This is a genomic window from Natrialba sp. INN-245 (assembly GCF_009807105.1).
Taxonomy (GTDB): domain Archaea; phylum Halobacteriota; class Halobacteria; order Halobacteriales; family Natrialbaceae; genus Natrarchaeobius; species Natrarchaeobius swarupiae.
In genome coordinates this window covers 21,706-40,312 of sequence record NZ_WUBV01000020.1, presented here as the reverse complement: position 1 = coordinate 40,312, position 18,607 = coordinate 21,706, and the positions used below count along the sequence as shown (strand labels likewise).

General features: G+C 62.6%; 23 protein-coding genes and 1 pseudogene. 9 read left to right on the top strand and 15 right to left on the bottom strand.

Annotation, left to right across the window (positions count from 1 at the left end):
* Window positions 1–6: 6 nt before the first annotated feature.
* Window positions 7–681 (bottom strand): helix-turn-helix domain-containing protein, encoded by a 675-nt coding sequence (locus GRS80_RS07785; protein WP_160047054.1) that lies wholly within the window; start codon window positions 679–681, stop codon window positions 7–9.
* Between the two features lie 136 nt (window positions 682–817).
* Here GRS80_RS07785 and GRS80_RS07780 point away from each other — a divergent pair, with 136 nt between their 5' ends.
* Complete coding sequence (locus GRS80_RS07780) at window positions 818–1,045, top strand: DUF2249 domain-containing protein (protein ID WP_149081314.1); 228 nt, start codon at window positions 818–820, stop codon at window positions 1,043–1,045.
* Window positions 1,046–1,192: 147 nt separating this feature from the next.
* On the opposite strand, the gene GRS80_RS07775 is transcribed toward GRS80_RS07780, so the two are convergent.
* The gene (locus tag GRS80_RS07775) at window positions 1,193–1,834 is read right to left on the bottom strand and encodes a hypothetical protein (RefSeq protein ID WP_149081315.1); all 642 of its coding nucleotides are present in this window, start codon (window positions 1,832–1,834) and stop codon (window positions 1,193–1,195) included.
* 530 nt (window positions 1,835–2,364) lie between these two features.
* Here GRS80_RS07775 and GRS80_RS21095 point away from each other — a divergent pair.
* Both GRS80_RS21095 and fer read left to right on the top strand, forming a co-directional pair.
* A pseudogene (locus GRS80_RS21095) lies at window positions 2,365–3,120 on the top strand (universal stress protein); the annotation flags it as partial.
* Between the two features lie 6 nt (window positions 3,121–3,126).
* Window positions 3,127–3,534, top strand: a complete 408-nt coding sequence (gene fer / locus GRS80_RS21090; protein WP_238386886.1) for a ferredoxin Fer — start codon at window positions 3,127–3,129, stop codon at window positions 3,532–3,534.
* Between the two features lie 228 nt (window positions 3,535–3,762).
* Here fer and GRS80_RS07765 read toward each other — a convergent pair whose 3' ends face one another.
* From GRS80_RS07765 to GRS80_RS07755, 3 genes are all read right to left on the bottom strand, one after another.
* Window positions 3,763–4,668: an alpha/beta hydrolase gene (locus GRS80_RS07765; protein WP_149081317.1), complete on the bottom strand. Its 906-nt coding sequence runs from the start codon at window positions 4,666–4,668 to the stop codon at window positions 3,763–3,765.
* 115 nt (window positions 4,669–4,783) lie between these two features.
* Entirely contained in the window at window positions 4,784–4,963 is a 180-nt protein-coding gene (locus GRS80_RS07760) for a hypothetical protein (RefSeq protein ID WP_149081318.1), read from the bottom strand.
* 152 nt (window positions 4,964–5,115) lie between these two features.
* Complete coding sequence (locus GRS80_RS07755; RefSeq protein ID WP_149081319.1) at window positions 5,116–6,096, bottom strand: transcription initiation factor IIB; 981 nt, start codon at window positions 6,094–6,096, stop codon at window positions 5,116–5,118.
* Between the two features lie 224 nt (window positions 6,097–6,320).
* On the opposite strand from GRS80_RS07755, the gene gatC reads away from it, so the two are divergent.
* From gatC to GRS80_RS07740, 3 genes are all read left to right on the top strand, one after another.
* Window positions 6,321–6,605 carry an Asp-tRNA(Asn)/Glu-tRNA(Gln) amidotransferase subunit GatC gene (gene gatC / locus GRS80_RS07750; RefSeq protein ID WP_160047053.1) on the top strand — a complete coding sequence of 95 codons (285 nt, stop codon included), beginning with the start codon at window positions 6,321–6,323 and terminating at the stop codon, window positions 6,603–6,605.
* 2 nt (window positions 6,606–6,607) lie between these two features.
* On the top strand, window positions 6,608–7,900 hold the full coding sequence (gene gatA / locus GRS80_RS07745; RefSeq protein WP_160047052.1) for an Asp-tRNA(Asn)/Glu-tRNA(Gln) amidotransferase subunit GatA: 1,293 nt from the start codon (window positions 6,608–6,610) through the stop codon (window positions 7,898–7,900).
* Window positions 7,901–8,012: 112 nt separating this feature from the next.
* Complete coding sequence (locus GRS80_RS07740) at window positions 8,013–8,426, top strand: hypothetical protein (protein ID WP_149081322.1); 414 nt, start codon at window positions 8,013–8,015, stop codon at window positions 8,424–8,426.
* Between the two features lie 124 nt (window positions 8,427–8,550).
* Here GRS80_RS07740 and GRS80_RS07735 read toward each other — a convergent pair whose 3' ends face one another.
* The 6 genes from GRS80_RS07735 to GRS80_RS07715 form a co-directional block, all read right to left on the bottom strand.
* Window positions 8,551–8,901, bottom strand: coding sequence for a MarR family transcriptional regulator (locus GRS80_RS07735; protein WP_149081323.1), 351 nt, complete (start codon window positions 8,899–8,901; stop codon window positions 8,551–8,553).
* A gap of 69 nt (window positions 8,902–8,970) precedes the next feature.
* Window positions 8,971–9,747 (bottom strand): NRDE family protein, encoded by a 777-nt coding sequence (locus GRS80_RS07730; protein ID WP_343161492.1) that lies wholly within the window; start codon window positions 9,745–9,747, stop codon window positions 8,971–8,973.
* Window positions 9,748–9,842: 95 nt separating this feature from the next.
* Window positions 9,843–10,256, bottom strand: a complete 414-nt coding sequence (locus GRS80_RS07725; RefSeq protein WP_160047051.1) for a DUF371 domain-containing protein — start codon at window positions 10,254–10,256, stop codon at window positions 9,843–9,845.
* A 175-nt stretch (window positions 10,257–10,431) separates the two neighbouring features.
* Window positions 10,432–11,775 carry an alkaline phosphatase family protein gene (locus GRS80_RS07720; protein ID WP_160047050.1) on the bottom strand — a complete coding sequence of 448 codons (1,344 nt, stop codon included), beginning with the start codon at window positions 11,773–11,775 and terminating at the stop codon, window positions 10,432–10,434.
* A gap of 151 nt (window positions 11,776–11,926) precedes the next feature.
* Complete coding sequence (locus GRS80_RS20925) at window positions 11,927–12,058, bottom strand: hypothetical protein (RefSeq protein ID WP_255455253.1); 132 nt, start codon at window positions 12,056–12,058, stop codon at window positions 11,927–11,929.
* A gap of 193 nt (window positions 12,059–12,251) precedes the next feature.
* Window positions 12,252–12,785 carry an inorganic diphosphatase gene (locus GRS80_RS07715; protein ID WP_160047049.1) on the bottom strand — a complete coding sequence of 178 codons (534 nt, stop codon included), beginning with the start codon at window positions 12,783–12,785 and terminating at the stop codon, window positions 12,252–12,254.
* A gap of 196 nt (window positions 12,786–12,981) precedes the next feature.
* On the opposite strand from GRS80_RS07715, the gene GRS80_RS07710 reads away from it, so the two are divergent.
* On the top strand, window positions 12,982–13,341 hold the full coding sequence (locus tag GRS80_RS07710; RefSeq protein WP_160047048.1) for a PadR family transcriptional regulator: 360 nt from the start codon (window positions 12,982–12,984) through the stop codon (window positions 13,339–13,341).
* A gap of 16 nt (window positions 13,342–13,357) precedes the next feature.
* Here the strand turns inward: GRS80_RS07710 and GRS80_RS07705 are convergent, their stop codons facing one another.
* A complete protein-coding gene (locus GRS80_RS07705) occupies window positions 13,358–14,017 on the bottom strand; it encodes a rnhA operon protein (RefSeq protein WP_235019679.1) in 660 nt (219 codons plus the stop codon).
* A gap of 109 nt (window positions 14,018–14,126) precedes the next feature.
* Window positions 14,127–14,720, bottom strand: coding sequence for a ribonuclease HI (gene rnhA, locus GRS80_RS07700; protein WP_160047047.1), 594 nt, complete (start codon window positions 14,718–14,720; stop codon window positions 14,127–14,129).
* Window positions 14,721–14,882: 162 nt separating this feature from the next.
* Between rnhA and GRS80_RS07695 the strand changes: the two genes are divergently transcribed.
* Window positions 14,883–15,845: a transcription initiation factor IIB gene (locus GRS80_RS07695; RefSeq protein ID WP_149081329.1), complete on the top strand. Its 963-nt coding sequence runs from the start codon at window positions 14,883–14,885 to the stop codon at window positions 15,843–15,845.
* Between the two features lie 181 nt (window positions 15,846–16,026).
* Here the strand turns inward: GRS80_RS07695 and GRS80_RS07690 are convergent, their stop codons facing one another.
* Both GRS80_RS07690 and gfcR read right to left on the bottom strand, forming a co-directional pair.
* Window positions 16,027–16,257 (bottom strand): hypothetical protein, encoded by a 231-nt coding sequence (locus GRS80_RS07690; protein ID WP_235019678.1) that lies wholly within the window; start codon window positions 16,255–16,257, stop codon window positions 16,027–16,029.
* Window positions 16,258–16,506: 249 nt separating this feature from the next.
* Window positions 16,507–17,157 carry a transcriptional regulator GfcR gene (gfcR, locus tag GRS80_RS07685; RefSeq protein WP_149081330.1) on the bottom strand — a complete coding sequence of 217 codons (651 nt, stop codon included), beginning with the start codon at window positions 17,155–17,157 and terminating at the stop codon, window positions 16,507–16,509.
* A gap of 145 nt (window positions 17,158–17,302) precedes the next feature.
* Here gfcR and GRS80_RS07680 point away from each other — a divergent pair, with 145 nt between their 5' ends.
* The gene (locus tag GRS80_RS07680) at window positions 17,303–18,577 is read left to right on the top strand and encodes an HAD hydrolase family protein (RefSeq protein WP_160047046.1); all 1,275 of its coding nucleotides are present in this window, start codon (window positions 17,303–17,305) and stop codon (window positions 18,575–18,577) included.
* Window positions 18,578–18,607: the final 30 nt, after the last annotated feature.

The following is an 18,607-nucleotide window of genomic DNA, read 5'->3' as shown; positions in this document are numbered from 1 at the left end:
ACGGCCTCAGTTCGTCGGCAACTGTTCGTCGAGCGGTTCGTCGTCCTCGAGGCCCGGAAGATCCTCGACGAACCGTTTGACGATCGACTCCTCCGCCCGGTGAAGCGTCTCGCTACAGGTCGATTTGGCGATCCCGAGATGCTCTGCGAGTTCGGTCAGCGAACACCGGCGTGGCGTATCGTAGTAGCCTTGTTCGACGGCCGCGACGACGACTTCGAGCTGGCGCTCAGAGAGGACCTGACTCTCGTGTAACCGGTCGCTGACGTTCTCGATTCGATACTGGAGACCGAACCGCTCGAGTTGCTCGGCGAGTTCCGCCAGGCGTTCTCGAGAGCCGGTGACGTCGATCGTCGCCTCGCCGTCCTGGATCTCGACGGGGAGTTCGATCGGCATTCCCGATTCTCGCGAGGAGAACAACAGAAGCGGTGCCGTCGTCTCGAAGTGGATCGTCGCCTCGTTGTCGCTCCACTCGACGAGCGTCAACTCCGTGATCTGGGGATGGTCGGTGATGTCGTCGACGATATCAGTGACGTTCCGTCCGGTAATCCGAACCAGTGCGAAGCCGGATTCGGAGCCGGGAACCGCGGCCAGCACGCGAAACGTGGCGTCCGGATACGCCACGGACACCTGCTGGATCCAGACCTGTTCGGGCATCGTCACCGTGAGTGTCGCCTGGGCCATTGGAGGTGAACACCTACTGTCTAAGGCTGAGAACCCACAGTTACGAATATATTCGCCGTCATTCCTACCGACTGGGAACCCGTCACGAACCGATTCGGCCGAAGATCCAACTGGCGACGGAACCGTTCGCTCGCTCATGACGTCTCCAGCCGCCGACCGAACGCTCGACGTCAGAGAGATCGATGGCCCACCGTTCGACGACATCGTCGCCGCGCTCGACGACCTTGCGGACGACGAACGGCTCGAGTTGATCGCCCGGTTCGAGCCGGCTCCGCTCTACGGCGACCTCGACGGCCGGAGATTCGACCACGACAGCGAGAAACGAGACGACGGGACGTGGCACGTCCTCCTCGAACACGCTTAGATCGCGCCGTCGTTGATACCGAATGCTGCGTCGTTGGTGCCGAACACTGTACTGGCGTCTCACGCCTGCACTGCTGGGCGAACGCATGCGGTGGACGTCGCTCGTCAGTCGACGACTGGGATGGCTGTGAACACGTTGTTGAGTCGATCAGTTCAGTCCGGAGGGATACTCACCGGTCTTCCGGTAGTGAGAGACAACCGTGGCGAACGCGGCGAGCTGGAGCGCGACGACGAGAACGATCGTGACCAGGTACAGCCAGTGCAGCGGGTCGTCGGACGGGAACCCGGGTCGGAGATAGGCCCTGTCGTAGATGTGGACGGTGACGAGCCAGAAGATCGTGTACGCTCCGACGGTCTGATGCCACTTCCACGCCTTTCCGCCCATGTAATCGTAGGCGCTGTTGTTCGAGGTAGCCGCGAGCCCAACCGCGATGATCACGGCCACGAGCGAACCGAACGCCCAGGGACTCATGTCGGCCAGGTAGCCGACGACGTCCCAGTCTCTCGCCTGGAACACGAAGAGCAGGTGAACGACACTCCAGATAGCGAACCAGATCCCTAACTCTGCCCGCCAGTTGACGGGGAAATTCCCCGAGAACCGGCGTCTGATAGCGGGCCAGAGCCGTACGGTTGGCCCGACGATCATCACCAAGCCGAGGAGAAACCACGGAACTGCACCCACGACCCGCTGCTCGTGATATCCAGCCACCCACAGTAACACGGCGAAGACGACACTTCCGGCACCCACAACCAGATGGTGGGTGAGTTCGTTGTTCGTATCTACCGACATATCTTTCTCAACGACGGTATTCGGTGCTCTCCATTAAAATTCTACTTGTGCCCCGACCAATAGAACGAGCGTTTCCGTACAGATACTGTCTGATGAGCTTGTGAATTTGGGGACATGTTTGTACTAGAAGTGTTGAGATATTCGATTCGGGCGCCATCGAATCGTTCTCGGACCGGGATGCCACTACCAGAGTCGTACCCGAATTCGGGTCCTGTCCCGACGGTGTATCGTTCCTTTCGAACGGGATCGGACGTCGTCGAGAAGTATCGTAACAACTGAATCGGTGTACACACCGATCACCGATCCGTCGGGCGATCGGGTATGCATTGACTTTCATACGGTCTGCCGTGCCGATGTACCAGTGCAACCGCACGCAGTCCTGCAGTTTCACCGTCGACGACTGATAACAGCCAGTATCTGTGGCTACTATCGCCTACCCCGCCAATTCTGACGAATCCGACGAGTAGAGGCACTCACTCGAGTGGAAGAACGGACGGGTTTGATAAGGTTTGGAAGATGTTGTTCGGTGTATGTACAACGAGATACTCGTCCCGACGGATGGGAGCGACGTAGCCGAGCGAGCCGGAACCGTCGCCGTTCAAATGGCCGAACTCTTCGGCGCGGATCTGACCGTCGTCTCCGTTCGAGAGCCGGGCACCGAAGAGCAAGCAGAACGCGCCGTGGGAGATATCGAGGAGGCCGCGATCGAAGCCGGACTCTCCCCTCAAACCGAGATTATCGACGACGAGAAATCGGCGATCCACCAGGCGATCATCGACTACGCCGAGGACCACGGCGTCGACGTCGTCGTGATGGGGACCCACGGCCGGACGGGCATCAGTCGATTCCTGCTCGGGAGCGTAGCCGAACAGTTCCTTCAGGAGTCGCCGGTTCCAGTCGTGACCATTCACGAGGATACCGTCATCGACTTCGAGATAGACAACGTCCTCGTTCCGACCGACGGGAGTGAGGGGAGCGAGGCCGCTACGGAGCACGCGATCGATCTCGTGACCGAAACCGGTGGGACGATCCACGCGCTCTACGTCACCTCCGGACCCGAAGCGGAATCGTCGCCGACCGACGACGTACGTGATCGGGGCGAAGCCGCCGGTGTGGAGGTCGTTTCGGCTACACGAAGCGGTCGACCACACGAGGCGATCGCCGGGTACACGGCAGAGGCTGAGATCGACGTGGTCGTGATGGGGACCCACGGCCGCACCGGTCTCAGACGATACCTGCTCGGGAGCGTCACAGAACGCACAGTTCGGTTCTCACCAGTCCCAGTCGTCTCCGTGAAACCGGAGTCGGCCGGCGCCACCGTCGAGTTCCTCGACTACGAAGTCATAGCGGACAACGACTGGTCGCTGGAGGACGACGACCTCTTCGAGAAGGCGGCCGAGGCCGACCTGACGGCGGAGACCCACGGGACGATGACTGTCGAAAAAGGGGAGTACATCCTCGAGGCGGCCGAGGCCGAAGGCTACGACTGGCCGTTCTTCTGTCGAGGTGGTGGCTGTATCAACTGTGCAGCGACACTGGTTGATGGTGAGGTCGAGATGGAGGTTAACCGTAGCCTCTCCGACGAGGAGGTAGACGAGATGAACCTGCGGTTGACCTGCGTCGCCACGCCGACGACTGACGAAGTAAAGCTGGTCTACAACGCCAAACAGCTCGACCAGCTCCGGGACCGAATTCTCTAGTACCGTTCCAAACGTCGACTGCCGGGTCGAACCGACCCGACGCCACCGAGTTCGACCCTGCAGTGCAGGCTTGCCAAAGCACTATAGTAACAACTGAAACGATTTACACACTGATCGCACAGCTGTCGTGCGATCAGGTGTGCATTGACGGTCAGTGGCTACTATAGGTAACCGACTCGGTGTACCGGCGAACCGACGGACGGATCGCACGGATTTCGCCGATCGTTCTCACCCGTCGATCCGTTCACGTATCAGCGCCGTCGTTCGGTCGGGTTCCTCGTGGGGAACCCAGTGGCTCGTGTCGGGCAGAAACTCGAGGCGGGCGTCCGTACAGCAGTCGTAGCTGTCGATCGCCAGTTCGGAGACCAGTGCGGCGTCGTCCCGTCCCCAGGCCACGAGGGTCGGCGTATCCACACCAGTCCGCGGAAGCATCGAGGGGTACCGAGCGCTCGCCCGGTACCACGCGAGCATTCCGGAGAGTGCACCCTCGCGTCGCCACGCCTGCCGGTACCGCTCGAGGTCGGCATCGGTGAACGTACCGGGAGCTGTGGGGCCTCGAAGCGCTCGCTCGAGCGGTCGAAAGTCGTCGTACCGGCAGACCCGTTCCGGAAGCCACGGGAGCTGAAAGACCATGGCGTACCAGCTTCGGCGGAGCTGCTCCGGGTTCGACGTCAGCTGTCGTCGAAACGCGACGGGGTGGGGCGCGTTGATCGCGGTGAACGTCTCGACCGCCCGAGGGTGGCGGATCGCGAGATCCCAGCCGACGATTCCGCCCCAGTCGTGACCGACGACGTGGGCGGCATCGCGTCCGTCCGCTCGGATCAGTTCGAGAACGTCTCGAGCGAGTGTTTCTCGCCGGTACTCTCGGATCGACTCCGGCTTCTCACTCCGGTTATAACCGCGTCCGTCGGGAACGAGGACGCGATAGCCGGCCTCGACCAACGGCTCGATCTGTCGGTGCCAGGCGTACCAGAACTCCGGAAAGCCGTGGAGCAACACGACGAGCGGATCGGTATCTTTCCCGGCGGTGACGGCGTGGAGCCGAACCCCGTTCACCCGGTGGTGCGTCGACTCGAGGTCGGCGGGCTGGCTCGCCGCGATAGCGGTGTCGTCCTCTGCCGGAATCGACGTCATTCGTTCGTCGGCGATTCGTCCTGATACCCCATCAAAACTGGGTACCCTCGACGGACGACGTTGCCGATACGGTTCGACGTGGAACCGAGCCGGGTGTGACGTCTCCCGAGCCCGCTCACGTCCAGACGCGAAGACAATCGTTCGAACAGAAGTGGAGGTCGATCGGTTCGTCGGGATTTCCGTCGACGTACGTCCGAAGCGTGTACGCGATCTCCGCGTCGGACTCGCAGTTGTCACACGTCCTGTCGACGCTCGGTTCGTCGCGGTCCGTCGCCACGGTCGTATCGGCGTGCATATCGATCGAAGGCACCGACTACCCCCTTGAGTATGCCCCGCTTAGACCGGTTTCTCCTCGAGAAAGCCCGTACTAACTAGCGTCAACATCGCATTGCGTGGATGATCCGATTCCGGCTGTATTCGAGACGGAGTGAGGGTGTCCTCGTTCGGTCACGCCGGTACGCCGCCTTCGGCCTCGAGCAGTTCGTGATACCGGTTGCGGATCGTCACCTCGGAGATGCTGGCGACCTCGCTGACCTCGTTCTGGGTGACCTTCTCGTTGGTGAGCAACGCGGCGGCGTAGACGGCGGCGGCCGCGAGGCCAACCGGCGACTTGCCGCTGTGAATCCCCGACTCTTTGGCCGTTTTGAGCAACTGACGGGCGCGACGTTCGGTTTCGTCCGAGAGCTCGAGATCGCTCGCAAAGCGCGGGACGTAACTCTCGGGGTCGGCGGGCTGGACCTCTAGCCCGAGTTCCCGGACCACGTACCGGTACGTTCTGGCGATCTCGTCTTTCTCGACGCGGGAAACGGCCGAGATCTCATCGAGGCTGCGTGGGGTGCCCGCCTGGCGGGCAGCGGCGTACAGCGCCGAGGTCGCGACGCCCTCGATCGACCGTCCCGGAAGGAGGTCCTCCTCGAGTGCGCGCCGATAGATGACGCTTGCAGTTTCGCGGACGTTCTCGGGGAGGCCGAGTGCGCTGGCCATGCGATCGATCTCGCCCAGCGCCTGTTTTAAGTTGCGCTCCTTGCTGTCTCGCGTTCGGAAGCGCTCGTTCCAGGTGCGAAGCCGTTGCATCTTCTGTCGCTGGCGACTCGAGAGCGCCTTGCCGTAGGCGTCTTTGTCCTGCCAGCCGATGTTCGTGCTGAGCCCCTGGTCGTGCATCATGTTGGTCGTCGGCGCGCCGACGCGGCTCTTTTCGTCTTTCTCGGCGGCGTCGAACGCACGCCACTCGGGCCCGCGGTCGATTTCGTCTTCCTCGACGACGAGTCCACAGTCCTCACAGACGGTCTCGGCGTGTTCGGCGTCGCTGACCAATCGACCGTCGCACTCCGGACAGGCCTCGAGTTCGTCAGTTCGCTCGGATGATTCTTGTTCTGCTGTGGTTTGGCCCCGCTCGTCACTACGAGTTCGAATGCTGGAGTCGGTCATTGTATTGGAACCGTGAAATATCGATGAAAACGGGTTGCCGTGATAATTTATAACGTTTCTCGAGCACTTAAAACTGTGGCCATACTGAGGAAGATGGCGGTGTATCGCACATTCAGACGGTTTACTGTCGGTTGGTAACCCGTCGCGACAGGAATCCGTATCACACGAGCGTGGCACGCACCGGTATCGAAACTCTTACTCTGCGAAGGCGACTGCTCTCGGGCATGAGTGAGAGCCCGGAGACCGTCGACCCCGAGGAGGTTCGCCACGTGGCGCAACTGGCTCGCGTCGGCCTCGCGGACGACGAGGTCGACCAGTTTACGCGCCAATTCGCGGACATTCTCGAGTATTTCGAGACGCTCGACGAGGTGCCCGAAGTCGACCGTGAAGCCGACCTCGCGAACGTGATGCGGCCCGACGTGGAACGCGACTCCCTCGAGAGCGAGGAGGCGCTTCGGAACGCAGCCGACACCGAAGACGGCTACTTCAAAGGACCGAACGTCTCCTGATCATGACCGAGAACCTATTCATCACCGAGGAGACGATCGAAGGCGACGACGACGGCCCACTCGCCGGCCAAACCGTCGCCGTCAAGGACAACATCTCCACCGAGGGCGTCCGAACGACCTGTGGCTCCGAGATGCTCTCCGAGTACGTGCCGCCGTACGATGCGACGGTCGTCAGCCGGCTGAAGGAGGCCGGTGCGACCATCGTCGGTAAGGCCAACATGGACGAGTTCGGGATGGGAACGACGACGGAGACGTCCGCGTTCGGACCAACGGAGAACCCGGCCGCACCCGGATACGTCCCTGGAGGCTCGTCGGGCGGTTCCGCGGCGGCCGTCGCCGCTGGTGAGGCGGACCTCGCGCTCGGGTCGGACACCGGCGGCTCGATCCGCTGTCCGGCCGCGTTCTGTGGCGTCGTCGGCATCAAACCCACCTACGGGCTGGTCTCGCGATATGGACTCGTCGCCTACGGCAACAGCTTAGAGCAGATCGGCCCGTTCGCCGACAGCGTCGAGGACGCCGCCGCCCTCCTCGACGTCATCGCGGGCGAGGACGAACGGGACGCGACGACGCGAGAACCGCCACACGACTCGGGCGCTCGAGCGGGCGAGCACTCGAGTTACGCCGATGCGGCCACTGGCGACGTCGACGGTCTCTCGATCGGCGTACCGACGGAGCTCCTCGAGGGGGCCGACGAGGGCGTCGTTGAGACGTTCTGGGACACGATCGGCGACCTCGAAGACCGCGGCGCGACGTACCACGAAGTCTCGCTGCCGTCGGTCGAACACGCCGTGGAAGCCTACTACGTGATCGCGATGTCCGAAGCGTCGTCGAATCTCGCGCGATTCGACGGCGTCCGGTACGGCAACTCCGGTGGCTACGACGGTAACTGGAACGAGGCGTTCTCGAAGGCACGCGAGGAGGGGTTCGGCGACGAAGTCAAACGACGAATCCTGCTCGGCACCTATGCGCTCTCTGCCGGCTACCACGACAAGTACTACAAGAAAGCCCAGGACGCTCGCGCGTGGGTCAAACAGGACTTCGACGAGGCGCTCGAGGAGGCCGACGTGCTCGCGTCGCCGACGATGCCCGTTCCGCCGTTCGAACTGGGGGAGGGTCTCGAGGACCCGCTCCAGATGTATCTCGCGGACGCCAACACGGTGCCGGTCAACCTCGCCGATCTGCCCGCAATTTCGGTTCCGGCGGGCGAGACCGACGGCCTCCCCGTCGGTCTCCAACTCGTCGGCCCTGCATTCGGCGAAAAGCAACTGATCGAGGCGGCGAGCGCACTCGCCTAAGTCCGGTCTTCGCGTGAGATCCGAGCCGTCGACGTCGGCCAAAACCGGTCCGGGCGGAGATAGATTTTTGTATTGTTCGATTCATTACCGAAATACTGCGTTCATCCGTACCATGAAAATCGCACGAGACCAGGAAGTCGCGTTCGACGAGTTCTCGAGGGCGTGTGACCTCGCCGAGACGTATTTCGGCCGGACGATCGACGAGGTTGCACTTCACGCGCCAGTCTCGCGACGCCAACTCGTTGCTGTCCTGGCTCGTGCACAGCTCTCCGGACGACAGCTGGCAGTCGACGGTCTGACCGAGGAGGGAAACGTCGTCTACCGGTCCGGCCACGAGACGTTGCTGTGGCTCGATGGCGGATTCTGGACCGATATGCGCGGCCGCCACCACCTGAAACCGGACGAGGGACGAGCCGCTCGTGAGGTCCACAGACGAATTATCGAAGCGATCGACGGCGATGTCGCCTACTACAATCGCGAGCGGGACCCGTTCGTGTTGATCGAACGGTTCGGCCAGTACGAGTGATACGGTTTCCTGTCAGTCGGGACCGCTGAACCCGCAGACGGGTCGCGGGTTCAGCGGTAACACGGTCCAGCAATCCGTACGAGGTCGTCTCCGACCGCGCCGAGAAACCGAGATCTCGACTGGCCTACTCTTCGTAGGCGAGGTTCATGATCCACTGCGAGAACGCGTCGCTGTTCGGATCGACCTCCTCTTCGCCGATAAACGGCGAGAGCATATCGCCGGCCATCAACAGCGTAAACTCGAGGTCTCGAGCGGTCGGTGTAATGTAGTAGGTGTTGTGCCCGGCGTAGACTGTCTCCTCGCGGTCGACGAGTTCCTTCTCGACGAGCGACTCGACGATACGACTTCCCTTTCTCGAGGAGACGTCCAGTTCCTTCCAGAAGTCACTCTGGTGGATACCGCCGGTCTCGCGAACGAGTTCGAGACCGGCCCGCTCGTCTTCGGAGAGTTCGGCTTCGATCGCGGAAACGCTCACGGTGACCACCTCGTCGTGCTCGCCGCTGGCGGGAGTGCGTCCATGCGTCTAGGAGGAACAGGGAGCCGCTTAAATGTGCCCTTCGATATCCGCCATCGGACTCGAGATTTCCTCGTAGGCCGCCCGGCAGGGTGGACCCGGCGCGAACCGGTAGCTCGCTCCCTTGCCGAGTGCGATCAGCGACGACGACCGTGTCCCGAATCCGTCTCCGTGGATGCAGACGCCGTACTCGTGGTCCGAGAGCACGGCGGCCGCGCGCTCGAGCCACTCCGCCGGGGTTTCGGCGGCGGTCGAGTCGGCGTCGACCCGCGACGAGAGCGCCCGTCGGACTCCCTGTGCGTTCTCGGCCTGTGTTCTGGCCGCGTCGGACCGAGTGTCGGGAATCTCGACGTCGTCGTCGACCGCGACGTTGACGACGACGTGGACGCCCGGATCGAACCGCGTCACTGCGAGGCCGCCGTCCCAGCGATAGCACGCCGCGTCGTCAGCGTCGGCGATCACGAGATAGAAGCCGTCGTACTCGTCGGTCGTCGTTGCCACCTCGAGAATCGTTTCCGCCTCTGTCGCCGACTCGGCCTCGAGGACGTCTGCGACGAGCAGACCGCGCGAGCGGTCCCCTGCGAGGGCGACGTCGGTCCACGCGTTCGTGACGCCGGCGAAGACGCCGCACTCGTTGTAGCCGATCCAGGTGCCGCCGGCCTCTCGGTCACGCGGTGCGATCGTCAGCGGCTCCTCGCGGTAGACGCCCGGGGGATCCGAGTCGCGCTCGAGCGATTCGTCCCGGTTCGCGGCGACGACGACCGGCGCGTCCTCGAACACCCGCCAGGCGAGCGTGAGCGTACACACGCCGATACAGAGGGGGGCGATCCCCTTAACTTCGTCCCGCGTCGATCGTTGGCCGAATCGACGGCAGCGGCGCGTATTCGCGGACACAGAAAAGATTAGGCGACGGTGATCGTTACGGTCGCCGCCGCACCGTCCGCGAGCGCTTCGACGAGGCGACGGTCGACCCCCTCGGCGGCGAATTCGGCGTCGGTGAGGATCGTCCGGTCGTCGACGTACTCGCTCGTGCGGCCGACGGCGCTGCGATCGTTCGTGAGTTCGAGGTCCGGGTCGCCACGACCCTCGATCGACTCCCGGTGGCCACCCGCCTCGACCGTGACGGTGATCGTCGCGTCGGCGTCGCGGCAGGCGTCGACGAACGCCGGATCGAAATCCGCGGGTGCGCGATCGGCCTCGATCGCGAGGATGCAATCTCCCGCAGGAGTGAGAAAGTCGTCCGTCGTCACCTCGAACGTGCTCGCGTGCTCGGCGCTGACGTTCTCGTGGCCTCGAGCATGAATGACTTCTTCCATACACGGGGGTATGCTCTCACGCGGATAACGGATACGAATTTGTGGGACGGAAGCGAGTACGAACTCGTGGGCAGGAAAGGGGTTCACTATCGGCGACTCGAGCGCTCCGCAGTCCGTCGTTTCGGCGGGTCCGCAATCGAGCCAGTGATCCCACCGGAACGGATAACAGTCCGTATCAGACAAGACTCGCGCCGTCGAACGCTCCCCGTCGGTACTCGATGTCCATCAAGTCGAGGATCGTTGGCGTGATGTCGAAGAGGTCGGCGTCGTCGATGGTCGCGCCGGGGTGGTCGATGTACAGTGCAGTGTCGTCGAAGCTGTGCATCCCGTTTCGCGGTCCGGTATCGAAGACGTCGGAGTCGGCCTTGAAACCGGATTTGAGGTCGAAGCCGTGGTTGGGAATCGCCACCAGATCCGGCGCGATGTCGTCGTGGTCGCCGCGGAACGCGGCCTCCTTTTCGACGACGCGGTCGACGACCTTCCGGCCGTTCGGCCCCTCGAGGGACTCGAGATCGGATTTGAGTTCGTCGCGGACGGCGTCGTACTCCTCCTGGGGAACGGATCCGCGAGGATCTCGACCCTCGAGGTTGATATAAAAGCGGCCGGGAATAAACGAGTATACCCTCGTCTCGTCGGTGATATCGTCCAGTTCTTCGGGATCGTCGGTTCGAAAGGAGAGCCACCCCTCCTCGCGGAGCCACTCGTTGCAGTGCACTTCGTAGTCGAGGCTGGTAAAGCCGTGATCCGAGGCGACGACAAGCGTGGTGTTTTCCGGCAACGTCTCGCGCAGTCGGCCGACGTAATCGTCGACCGTCCGGTAGAACTCGAGGAACTCCTCGCGGTACTCGCCGTCGCGTTCGTAGTCTTCGAACAGGAAGTGATTGACCCGGTCCGTGGTCATGAAGACGCCGAAAAAGAGGTCCCAGTCGTCCTCCTCGACGTAGTGTTCGAACGCCTCGAAGCGCGCGTCGAGCGTTTCCTGGGCGTCCTCGATGAACTCCGTCTTGTCAGCCTCGTGGCCGAGTTTTGGGTTGACGTCGATTCGGTAGTCGATCGACTCGAGGTAGTCGTGGACATCGTCGGGGTAGGCTGCCTTCTCGAGACCCGAAGAGAGAAAGCCCGAAACCATTCGCTGGACGCTGCGCTGGGGTGGGAAGGTGACAGGAACGTTCATTACGGTCGCCTGTCGGCCGTCCTCTTGGACGTGATCCCAGACACGATCCGCCTGGACGTCGCCGCCCATCGGAACGTAGGTGTCGTAGGTACCGACCTCCCGGTCTTGGAAGCCGTAGACGCCGGTTTCACCCGGGTTCTTTCCGGTCGTCAACGATGGCCAGCAGGCGCTCGATTCCGGCGGAACGATACTCGAGATCTCGCCCGCCGTTCCCTCGTCGGCGATCGCGGCGAAGTTCGGGAACAGTTCCTCGTTCTCCGAGAGCAAACTGTACGGCACACCATCGACTCCGATAAACGCGACCCGCGGGGATTCGTCGCCCCGCAATCGATCGAACAGGCCCATGGCCGGTCGTAGTCCGACCGTATACAAGAAGGTTCGTTTCGAGACACTGTTCTGAGAAGGCGTCGAGATCCGTGGACGAACCGCCAGTAGGGAGGTCTCGTCTGTGGCAGGTGTGGCGGGCGAAGCCGAAACTAACCGGCGTCGAGAATGGTCACTCCGCTCGTCCACCGGGGGCGTCCGGATCGAAGTTCGTCGGGACGACCGTCGGGTGGGCCAGACCGGGACTCGAGTCCGTTCGCTCGCCGATTTCGGCGTCGTTGACGGACGGATCGGTTACTGCCATAACGGACGAACGTACGCCGACCAGCCGGATAAAATTACCCATGCTCATAACGCATGAGTTCTCGACCGTGGATAACTCGAGTGAATCGGTCGAAGTCGATGGGCCGAGTGAGAGTCAGCCGAAGACGAATCGACCGGAGACGTCTCGGCCGGGAGAGAGTCGGTCAGGAGCGGTTGTCCGGCTTCCGACGGCGTTACCCGAACTGTTCCTCGTAGAGGTCCTGGGCGTGTTCGATGGCGTCGTAGGCGGCCTGTTTGTCCTCCCAGCCCAGCGTCTCGACTTCCTTGCCCGCCTCGAGATTCTTGTAGGTCGCGAAGAACTCGTCGATCTCGTCACGCTGTTGCTGTGGAATGTCGTCGAGATCCTCGATGTGGTCGAATCGCGGATCCTCGCTGGGGACGGCGATGACCTTGTCGTCTTGCTCGCCGTCGTCGTCCATCTTCATCAGGGCGACGGGGCGGGCCTCGATGACACAGCCGGGGAACGTCTGGTCTTCGACGAGGACGAGCACGTCGAAGGGGTCCTCGTCGTCGTAGTATGACTGGGGGATAAAGCCGTAGTCGGAGGGGTAGTGGACGTTGCTGTGGAGGACGCGGTCGAGGACGACGCCGGGGACGTCCTTGTCGTACTCGTACTTGTTTCGCTCGCCTTTGAGACACTCGACGACGGCGTAGATCTCTTCTGGCGGGTTCGGTCCAGTCTCGAGGTCTTCCCAGAGATTGACCATGTACGCTGAGAGTCGGCGGTGGATCAAAAAGTACTTTCGTAATCACGTTTGAAGCACAAGTGACGGCTACCAGACAGCCGACAGACGCGACCGGTCGGGAACCGTTCGACCGCTATCTGCGGAAAGACGGCGTCTGGCCGTCCGTAAGACCAAATAGTTGGCAAGTCTTAAATAGTCTGGTGACATTTACAGAAGTATGTCAGAGGCACAATCAATCACCGGCGAACAGAGCATTGCACGGGAACTCACCGCGTTCCAGACCAACATCCTCACCATCCTCGCGAAGGAACCGATGTACGGGCTGGCGATCAAGCGCGAACTCGAAGAGTACTACGGAACCGAAGTGAACCACGGTCGACTCTACCCGAACCTCGACGAACTCGTCGAACTCGGGCTGGTCGAAAAGAGCGAACTCGACAAGCGAACGAACCAGTACTCGCTGACCGATGACGGCTACGACGCCGTCTTGGACGGCGTCCGCTGGACGCTCTCGAAGGTCGTCACGGGCGACGACCGTGCCGACGAGATCCACGAGATCGTCGACGAGAGCTACTGAGCTCCGAACGAGTGGCCTATCGAACCCGGAACTCGGGCACCGGTTCGTCGGCCGTCTCGTACACCAACTCGATCGATTCTTCGACGACCCCACGCTGGGCTGGCGACGGCCACGCGTTACGAACGAAATACTCCGTCCGAAACTCCGAGAGCTCCGGGCCAGTCAGCGACTCGATCCGTTTCGCGTAGTGGTTCCCGACGAAGTCCGCGAGCGCGCTCGCGTTCGCCCCGTGGACATCGCCGTGGCGCTTGGCGACCTGCGCGACGAGTTCGCGGTTGTGTTCGTCGACGGCACTCCAGTCGTCCGGATCGCCCGCCCCCTCGAGTGACACCTCGATCGCTCGTGAGACGTCTTCGATCCGGTCGGTTCTCACGACCTCGCCATCGCGCCACTCCTCGGGATAGAGCACGAGCACCGCATCGCCGTCGTCCTCGCGGACTCTGGCGGTGAATCCGTACGGCTCGAGGAGGGCGTCGCGGCGACGCTCGCGTGCTCGCGTCTCGTTTTCGTCGGGCGTCGAGCGCGCGATGCGGGTGAGCCGTTCGACCTCGTCGACGACGTCCGCGGGGACCTCCTCGTCACCGTCGGCTCCGTCCGTGTCCGTGTCGCCAGCCTCGTGATCGGTCCCACCCTCACGATCGGTGTCGGGCCCGTCTGACCCATCGAAATCGCTCATGGGCGACGGTTCGTCCTCGAGGGCCTTTCCGTGCTCGATTTCGTCGTCGGTCGCTGGCGACCGAATCGCGAGACGAAAGCCGGTGGCGGAGATGGACGTACCGATCGGGTCACTGCTGGTCCATCGCTTCGTTCGCCAGGGCGTCCGCGCGGTCGTTGACCTCGCGTGGGACGTGTTCGAGCGTCCACTCGTCGAACGCCGAGAGCAGTTCGTGGACGGTGACACGCCGCTCGCGAAGCTCCGGGTTGTTGGTGTCGTACTCGCCGTGGACCTGCTTGACGATCAGTTCGGAGTCCCCGCGGACGTGGATCTCGTCGTAGCCGTAGTCGCGGGCGGCCTCGAGGGCGGCGATCAACGCCTCGTACTCGGCCTGGTTGTTCGTCGCGCGTCCGATCGTCTCGCTTCCCTCAGCGACGATCCCCTCGCTCGTGACGATCACCCAGCCGATCCCCGCGGGGCCGGGATTGCCGCGCGCGCCGCCGTCGAAGTAGGCGTGTGCGCGGCCACCCCCCTTCCGGAGGATCGCTTCGAGATCCCGCGGAGCCCCACCCTGGACGACGACTTTGTCGTCGTAGGCGACCGCGGTCGCGTCCCCGCGGCTCGCCCGCCAGCGCTCGTGGTCGGTGTTTCCGGGCTCGACGGTCACACCCGCGTGCTCGAGGCGGTCGCGGGCGGCGTCGACGTCGCATTCGATAACCGGCATTCGTCCCGTCCATCACCGAGTTCCGGATAAAGTCTTTCCGGTTTCAAATCGCAAACTCGACCTGTGAGGCGCTCTATCGCCGATTATTGGCGGATACCCGTCGACAGGTGAAAACGGAGTCCAAGGGTTTATATATTGTGGTGATACTACTATAAAAGTGCGATGACACGGTCCACCCGCCAGCGGGAGCGAACGCGTGAGATGGACGAGACCGAGGATCAAGAAGGGGTACGTGCCTGCCCCGAGTGTGACTCGGAGAATCTCGTTAAGGACTCCGACCGGGGTGAGCTCATCTGTGAAGACTGTGGGCTCGTCGTGGAAGAGGAGAAGATCGACCCCGGCCCTGAGTGGCGGGCGTTCAACCACCAGGAACGACAGGAGAAGTCGCGTGTCGGTGCCCCGACGACACAGACGATGCACGACAAGGGGCTGACGACGACGATCGACTGGAAGGACAAAGACGCCTACGGTCGCTCTATTTCCTCGAAAAAGCGCAGTCAGATGCATCGACTGCGCAAGTGGCAAGAGCGCATTCGAACCAAAGACGCCGGCGAGCGAAACCTGCAGTTCGCGCTCTCCGAGATCGATCGGATGGCCTCGGCACTCGGGGTACCGCGTTCGGTCCGCGAGGTCGCGTCAGTGATCTACCGGCGCGCGCTCAAAGAGGATCTCATCCGCGGGCGCTCCATCGAGGGCGTCGCGACATCCGCTCTTTATGCGGCCTGTCGAAAGGAGGGCATTCCGCGAAGCCTCGAGGAAATCTCGGAAGTCTCACGCGTCGAACGAAAGGAGATCGGTCGAACGTATCGGTACATCTCGCAGGAACTCGGCCTCGAGATGCGACCCGTCGACCCGAAAAAGTACGTCCCGCGCTTCTGTTCTGAACTCGAACTGTCCGAGGAGGTCCAGACCAAGGCCAACGAGATCATCGAGAAGACGGCCGAGGAAGGCCTACTCTCGGGTAAGTCACCGACCGGGTACGCCGCCGCGGCGATCTACGCCGCGTCGCTTCTCTGTAACGAGAAGAAGACCCAGCGTGAGGTCGCTGACGTCGCACAGGTGACGGAAGTGACGATCCGGAACCGGTATCAAGAACAGATCGAAGCGATGGGCATCCACGGCTAGTCGCGTCTTCACACGTTTTTTGAGCGCTCGAGACGAAACTCGGGAGAGATCCGTCTCGCACTCGGTGCAAAAGACGAGTTGGCGGTGGATCGACGCGGCTCACGACGAACGGATCCCGGAAGCGATCTCGGCTTCACGGAGGCTTTCGATGAGCGATCCCGTGCTTGCTATGCCTTCGACCCTACTCTTCGCCCGCGTCGTCACCGTTCTCTTCGTCCATCGCGTCGTCACCGTTCTCTTCGTCTGCGGGATCGTCCTCCGGATCGTCTGCCGGGTCGTCGTTTTCCGGTGGCGTGTCGTCGGCTTCACCGGGACCTTCGTCACCACAGCCTGCAAGTGCGGTCACACCGGCTGCTGCAGTCAACGCGATCGCTCGACGGCGAGTCAGGCGGTCTGTGTACGTCATAGCCATCGAGTTCGACCCGGCGGGAGGACAAGAGAATGTGGGACATACAGCACTCGCTCGAGTTTCAAACGACTGTTACATGCGCACAATTCGCCGCGATAGGAAACGGTTCGTCGGGATCGAAATCGGTGTGTCGAGTGAGAAACACGCTTCGAGAAATCCGTCCGCCACCGACGCTCGTCGGTTCGTCAGCCAACGGTTGCTTACGAGCGCAACAGTGCCAACGCCCGTGGCTCGGACGGGCAACAGACCGTCTCACTCCTCTTTGCCGACGCTGATGACCTGGAGGAGCGAGTAGACGGGAACGCCGTCAACCGCTTCAATCCCCTGTTTGTCAGCTAGTACGACACACGCGAGCGGTTCGCCCCCTTCAGCGCGGATCGCCTCGATCGTCTCGCGCATGGTCGTCCCGCTCGTGATCGTGTCGTCGACGACGTAACACTCGCGGTCGCGAATCGTCGCGAAGTTTCGGGAGAACGTCCCGCCGAGGTCTTCGATGTCGCCTTCCTCCCACTGGTGTTTCGCGGGGGTGTACGTTCCCAGATCCGTCTCGAGTTCGCGTGCGACGAGCGTCGCGATCGGCCCGCCAGCTTTCTCGATACCGATCGTCAGATCCACGTTCTTGCCGTGTTTGGCCAGCAAGTCGGCCATCGCGGCCGCGACGTGGCCCATTCGTCCGCTGTCACGCCCGATCGCCGACCAGTCGACGTGGATGTCCTGTGGACCTCCCGCAGGTCGATCGGTCTGGGTCTGCGATGGCTGATCGGTCGGGGCGGCGTCGCTTCGCTCGACGAGCCAGCTCGCGGTCTCCCGTGACACGTTGAGTTCGTCCGCGATCTCGCCTTTCGATAGTCCTCGCGCTGCAAGCTCCGCTGCACTCTCGATCAGATCGTCGACGTTCTTCATAACGGGAGGGTTCGGACGCCGATTTTATAGGCGTGTCGTCGTTCGCCCCTTACCATCGGAGGGAGTTTCCGGATGCGAACCGACCCGAGACAGACCGAGAGCCAGGCGAAAACCTTCTATCGGTTACGTTCGACGTAGGAGTACGATGGAACGATACGATCTCGTCTACCGTCTCTACGACGAGTACGACACGGAAACGTTGCGGGAGTACCAGGAGTTCGTCGACATCTTTCCGGCTGTCGACTCGCGGGCGGCACTCGAGCACTGGCAGGACGCCACCGAGGAACTCGAGGTACGAAAGGACGAGATTCGATCCGCGTTCGCGACCGGCGAGACGTTCGCGGAGGTCGCCGCGCGGGCGAACCGCGATCAGGCGTTTACCGCACTCGACCTCCAGACGAAGTACGGGCGGGCCGTGAACGTGCTCGTCCTCGACGTCGACGAGACGCTTCGATCCGCCGGCGGGACGGACAACGAGATTCCCCGCGAAACGCTTCACGTCCTGACCGAGTTTCACGATGCCGGCGTTCCGATCGTCATCTGCACCGGCCAGACCTTAGAGAACGTCAAGGGGTTCGCCATCCAGGGGCTGGGAAGCGAGATCGTTCACTCGGGAACCCTCTCGATCGTCTACGAGGCGGGAACCGGGGTCTTTACCCCCGGACACGGTGCCGACACGAAGCAGTTGCTCTACGAGGACCTCGACGCGGAGATCAGGGACGTCTTCGACGACGTTCGGTCGCGTACCCTCCCCGAAGCCCCCGAACGGCTTCGCCGGGGCTGTCACCTCCAGGGCAACGAGTTCAACGTCACGATGAAGCCGAACTACGAGACCGGCTCCGCGAACGCGCGGGAGGTCATCGACGAGGCGCTGGTCTACCTGATCGACCTGCTCGCCGACGCCGTCGGTTCGGTCCGCGAGTCGAGCGCCGACGGAAACGGCGAGGGCGTCGTCGACGGTGAGACGATCGAGGACTGGACGCGAGCGTTCTACGCCGCACAGGACCCCGAGATCAGGGGCGTCCTCGAGGGGGAGAGTGCCTATCCGGATCTCGATCCCGACGCCGTTCCCGACGCACTCGCCGACGTCTTAGAGCGGATCGACGTCGCCTACTACGAAGCCGACGCGGCCGAGATCGGAAGCCTCGAGCTGAACAAGGTGGTCGGCGTCGAGCGCGCACTCGATGTGTTGGGCGTCGACGACCCGTTCGCGCTGGTGATGGGCGACTCGAAGAGCGACCTGCGGGTGATGCGGTGGATCGACGACCGCGACGCCGGCATCGCGGCCGCGCCGGAACACGCCTCCCAGGACACCCTGGAACACGTCCTCGAGACGGACGAACTGGTCTTTGACCAGGGAAAGAGCGTCGACGTCCTGCGGACGGTGTACGCGTTGAACCAACTGGCTCGACTCGAGTGAAGCCGATACTATATTTTCTCCGACCGCTAA